General features: G+C 49.9%; 4 protein-coding genes and 1 rRNA gene. 4 read left to right on the top strand and 1 reads right to left on the bottom strand.

Annotated elements, in window-relative coordinates; all coding sequences use genetic code 11:
- The 3 genes from ACR0P9_RS07670 to ymfI form a co-directional block, all read left to right on the top strand.
- Positions 1-1299, top strand: a 1299-nt coding sequence (locus ACR0P9_RS07670; protein ID WP_432618887.1) for an OB-fold nucleic acid binding domain-containing protein, incomplete at its 5' end; no start/stop codon positions are given.
- 147 nt (positions 1300-1446) lie between these two features.
- Positions 1447-2421, top strand: a complete 975-nt coding sequence (pfkA, locus tag ACR0P9_RS07665; RefSeq protein ID WP_432618885.1) for a 6-phosphofructokinase — start codon at positions 1447-1449, stop codon at positions 2419-2421.
- A gap of 69 nt (positions 2422-2490) precedes the next feature.
- Positions 2491-3225: an elongation factor P 5-aminopentanone reductase gene (ymfI, locus tag ACR0P9_RS07660; RefSeq protein WP_432618883.1), complete on the top strand. Its 735-nt coding sequence runs from the start codon at positions 2491-2493 to the stop codon at positions 3223-3225.
- Between the two features lie 64 nt (positions 3226-3289).
- Here the strand turns inward: ymfI and metA are convergent, their stop codons facing one another.
- Positions 3290-4213: a homoserine O-acetyltransferase MetA gene (gene metA, locus ACR0P9_RS07655; protein ID WP_432618881.1), complete on the bottom strand. Its 924-nt coding sequence runs from the start codon at positions 4211-4213 to the stop codon at positions 3290-3292.
- 522 nt (positions 4214-4735) lie between these two features.
- On the opposite strand from metA, the gene ACR0P9_RS07650 reads away from it, so the two are divergent.
- Positions 4736-4859 (top strand): 16S ribosomal RNA (locus ACR0P9_RS07650); the annotation flags it as partial.

Raw genomic sequence — 4859 nt, 5'->3', positions numbered from 1 at the left:
GTTTGCTATGCTGTGGTGTCGTATCAGACGGCATATATGAAATGCCATTATCCGCAGGAGTATATGGCGGCACTGCTGACCAGTGTACTGGAAAATTCTCCAAAAGTATCGGAATATATCGGTGCGGCACGGGCGATGGGAATCAAGGTTCTGCCGCCGGATGTCAATACGTCCTGTGAGGGATTCACTGTATCGGAGGGAGACATTCGATTTGGCCTCGCGGCGATTCGCAATGTCGGACGCGGCTTCCTCAAAGAAATGGAGCAGGAACGCAAGCAGGGCGGTGCATTTGCATCGTTTGAGGATTTCTGTGAACGCATGTATCCGAAGGAACTCAACCGCCGCGCCTTAGAGGGCTTAGTAAAATCCGGCGCATTTGATTCGTTGGGCTATCGCAGAAGCCAGCTGCTGCGGGTATATGATGCGGTACTCAATGATGTCGCCAATGCGACAAAGAAAAATGTCGTGGGACAGATGGACTTGTTTGGCATGGGCACAGAGGAGAAAAAAGAGACCATTCATATTCCCGATGTGCCGGAGCTGCCCAAGCGTGATTTGCTTTCGATGGAAAAAGAGACAACAGGTCTGTATTTGTCCGGTCATCCGCTGGATGACTATCGAGAGCTCATTACACAGGCAGACTGCGCAACGGTTCGCGCGATTGCGGAAGACTTGTCGAGCGAGCGGCAGAGCGTGGAACCGCCTAAGTATCAGGATGGAATGCATGTCCTGCTGGCGGCTGTCATCACATCGGTTCGCATGAAAACCACCAAGAATAACAGCATGATGGCGTATGTCACGGCGGAAGATTTGACGGGCTCTGTAGAGCTGATTGCGTTTTCTTCTGTGCTCCAGCAGGCGGGCGACTGGCTGCGTGAAGACAAGGCAGTGTGGATTGCCGGACGCATTGATGCGCGAGAGGATGAAGCACCGAAAATCTTGCCGTCTGCGGTGTACCCGCTGGAAGAACAGTACTTGGAGCGCGCGCGGGAAGCCTTGCAGGAACGCGACTCTTTCAGACGCAGAGAAGCTCCGCGGCAGACCCTGCGGCAGGGAAATGCAGCACCCTGCGGCTGTCGGCATAAATTATATCTGCGCATCAGCAGCATGGATGACCCGAAATTGCCGGAAGTCAAGGCTCTGCTCGGTCAATATCGCGGCGATTTGCCGGTGTATTTGTTCTGCGCGGATACGCGAAAGACGCTGCGGGCCGCTCCGTCTATGTGGGTGTACAACAATTTACTTTTCCTAGACAAATTAAGGTTTATTCTTGGTGAAGAAAATGTTATAATGAAGTGAAGATCCGATGGAGAATGGGAAACGACCGGATCTGTGAAATGGGAACATACATGCATACATCATTTCATTTTATCAAGCTGAAAAACTCTTTGCGCTGAAATACGGGAAGGCATTCGGGGCAAAGAGCAGGATCGGAGGAAACACATCATGGCAAAGCAGATCAAAAGAATTGGCGTCCTGACCAGTGGCGGCGACGCACCAGGCATGAATGCAGTGGTTCGTGCGGTTGTTCGTACAACGGCAGCATATGGCATTTCTTGTCTCGGCATTCGACGCGGTTATCGCGGTTTGATTAACGGCGATATTGTCGAGCTGGGTGCACGAAGCGTTGACGGCATCATCTCGAAGGGCGGCACAATGCTGTACACAGCTCGCTGCTTGGAAATGCTGACGGAAGAAGGCTTGCAGCAGGCGGCAGATAACGCGCAGTACATGGGACTGGATGGTCTGATTGTGTGCGGCGGCGACGGCAGCTTCCGCGGTGCGCAGGCACTGTCTCGCAAGGGCATTCCGGCAATTGGTGTGCCGGGCACCATTGATAACGATATTGTATGCTCGGATTATACCATTGGCTTTGATTCTGCCTGCAACACGGCAATTCAGGCGGTAGATAAGCTGCGCGATACGATGCAGTCGCATGAACGCTGTTCGGTTGTTGAGGTAATGGGACGCCGTGCCGGTCATCTGGCACTGGATGTCGGTGTTGCCTGCGGTGCAACGGCAATTTTGCTGCCGGAGCGCGAGCTGGACTTTGAGGAATCCATTGTCAAAAAGATGCGTGCAAACCGTATTCGCGGCAGAAAGCATCATATTATCATCGTGGCAGAAGGCGTCGGCAATGCACAGGATGTTGCAGACCGCATTCACACCGCGACCGGCATTGATGCCCGCGTGACCATTCTGGGTCATGTACAGCGCGGCGGCTCTCCGACCGTTCGTGACCGTGTGATGGCAACTCGTATGGGTTATCATGCGGTGAAGATCCTCGTAGAGGGCAAGTCCAACCGTGTTGTCTGCTCGCGCAACAACGAGATCACAGACTATGACATTGAGGAAGGTCTGAACATGAGCAAGGATCTGAATCAGGAGCTGTACGAAGTCGCGCAGACGGTTTCCATCTAATCGGAACGATACAACAAAGAGGGACGGTTGGTTTTCCGCCCCTCTTTTTGTTTGAGAAAGGATAGGTTCATGCAAAAATCAGTGATTATTACTGGGGCAACGCGCGGCATTGGACGCGCCTGTGCCCTGAAATTTGCCCAAATGGGGTGGTGCGTGACGGGAAGCTATGTTCAATCCGCGCAAGCTGCACAGAAATTGGAGCAAGAAATAGAAGAAATGGGCGGCGCGTGTCAGTGTGTTCAGGCAGATCTGCGTGACTCCGGCGCGGTGGAACGCATGGTCAAGCTGGCGCAGATGGCATATGGTGCGCCGGATGCCATTGTATGCAATGCGGGCATTGCCCAGCAAAAGCTGTTTTCCGATATTACAGAGGAAGATTGGGACGATATGTTCGATGTCAATACCAAAGGCGTATATCGTGTCATTCATGCGGCGCTGCCGATGCTGTTGTCGGAGCAAAAAGGCAGCATTGTCACGGTATCGTCGATTTGGGGCCAGACCGGCGGGTCTTGCGAAGTGCATTATTCTGCATCAAAAGCAGCGGTCATTGGCATGACCAAAGCACTTGCCAAAGAGCTTGGTTTGTCTGGTATTCGTGTCAACTGCGTAGCACCGGGCGTCATTGATACGGATATGAATCGAATGCACGGCGCAGATGTCATGCAGGAACTCGCGGAGGAGACGCCGCTCGGCAAAAATGGCGCACCGGAAGATGTCGCAGAGGCGATTTATTGGCTGGCATCGGAGCAGTCGCGCTTTGTCACGGGGCAAGTTATGGGAGTGAACGGCGGATTTTATATCTGAGCAAAGAAAAAACGCTGAGAAGGGTTAAACCTCTCAGCGTTTTTGTTTGCAGATATAATACAAATTAAATCAACGAATTCAATTCATATGGGGTAGACTGGTAAACATAATAGTTCAGCCAGTTGGTAAACAGCAGCGTGGAATGCGAACGCCACGACAGACGCGGTTCATTGTGCGGATCATCTCCGTCAAAATAGTTTTCCGGAATGTCCGGATTCAGTCCCTTGTGCAGATCGCGGAAATATTCCTTTGCCAGCGTGTCCTTATCATATTCGCTGTGACCGGTGACAAACAGCTGCCGTCCATTTTTTGCAGCAATCAAATACGGACCGGCTTCATAGGATTCTGCGAGCAGAATCAAATTGTGATTACACAGAATATCCTCCGAGAGCACAGTCGTGTAGCGGGAATGTGGTGCTTTGAACACATCGTCAAAGCCGCGCAGCAGACTCTCGTTGGTGCGGTTCGGCATAATATGATGCTTATAAATGCCAGCGAGCTTTTTCGGAAGCAGATGCTTCTGAATACCATAATGATAATACAGACCGGCTTGTGCGCCCCAGCAGATGTGCAGCGTAGAATGTACATGCGTTTTCGTCCATTCCATAATCTCAACCAGCTCCGGCCAGTAATCGACTTCTTCAAACGCCATTTTTTCAACCGGTGCACCGGTAATAATGAAGCCATCATAATACTGATCTTTAATGTCCTCAAAGGTCTGATAGAATTTGAGCAGATGATCTTCCGGCGTATTTGTCGATTTATGCGTTGCCGTCTGAATCAAGTCGATTTCAATCTGAATCGGCGTGTTGGAAAGACAGCGAAGAATCTGGGTTTCCGTAACGATTTTGGTCGGCATGAGGTTGAGGATCGCAATGCGGAGCGGGCGAATGTGCTGGGTAGTCGCGCGATGATGCGTCATGACAAAGATATTTTCACTTTCCAGCACCGCACAGGCAGGCAGACTGTTTTCTACGATAATAGGCATAGAAATCCTCCTTTTGCAGTCTAGTTTTGAACCACATTATAGCACACAGAGCGGCACAGGTCAAAATATTTTAGAAAATTGGAAAAAAGTGTTGACAGAAGGAGAATGGCATGGTATTATATTCAGGCACTCGACGAGAGCGCGAACGTCAAATGAATGAAAAGCAATGATCGGAAGAAAAAAAGTGCTTGACAGGATGGCGAAAACGTGCTAAACTAAACGAGTTGCAGCCGAGAAATCGGTTGAAACACATCGAAATACGTTTGAAAAAAGAAATGAAAAAAGTTCTTGACAAACCGCTGAATACGATGTATAATAAATAAGCTGTTCGGTTGAACGGCGAAAAAACATTGTACCTTGTAAATTAAACAACGTAACTTGAACGAATTACAAACCTGAAATTCTTTTGAAGTTTATACTCAGAAAGAGAACCGGATGCTGTAAAGCCGGTATAAAAATAACAGCAAGCCAGCATATAGCTGAAATTTTTGATTATAACGAGCTATGCTCGTAATAATACAATTTTTAGAGAGTTTGATCCTGGCTCAGGATGAACGCTGGCGGCGTGCCTAACACATGCAAGTCGAACGGAGCACTGAGACTTCGGTTTTTGTGCTTAGTGGCGGACGGGTGAGTAACGCGTGAG

Source organism: Butyricicoccus sp. (assembly GCF_050872565.1).
Taxonomy (GTDB): Bacteria; Bacillota; Clostridia; order Oscillospirales; family Butyricicoccaceae; genus Butyricicoccus_A.
Note: the sequence above shows the minus strand (reverse complement) of the source record. Positions and strands in the feature narration are given on the sequence as shown.

What these genes read in the sequence shown, in the direction of transcription:
- pfkA (WP_432618885.1), top strand. Translation starts at nt 1,447, where the DNA reads ATGGCAAAGCAGATCAAAAGAATTGGCGTCCTGACCAGTGGCGGCGAC.
- metA (WP_432618881.1), bottom strand. Translation starts at nt 4,213, where the DNA reads ATGCCTATTATCGTAGAAAACAGTCTGCCTGCCTGTGCGGTGCTGGAA.
- ymfI (WP_432618883.1), top strand. Translation starts at nt 2,491, where the DNA reads ATGCAAAAATCAGTGATTATTACTGGGGCAACGCGCGGCATTGGACGC.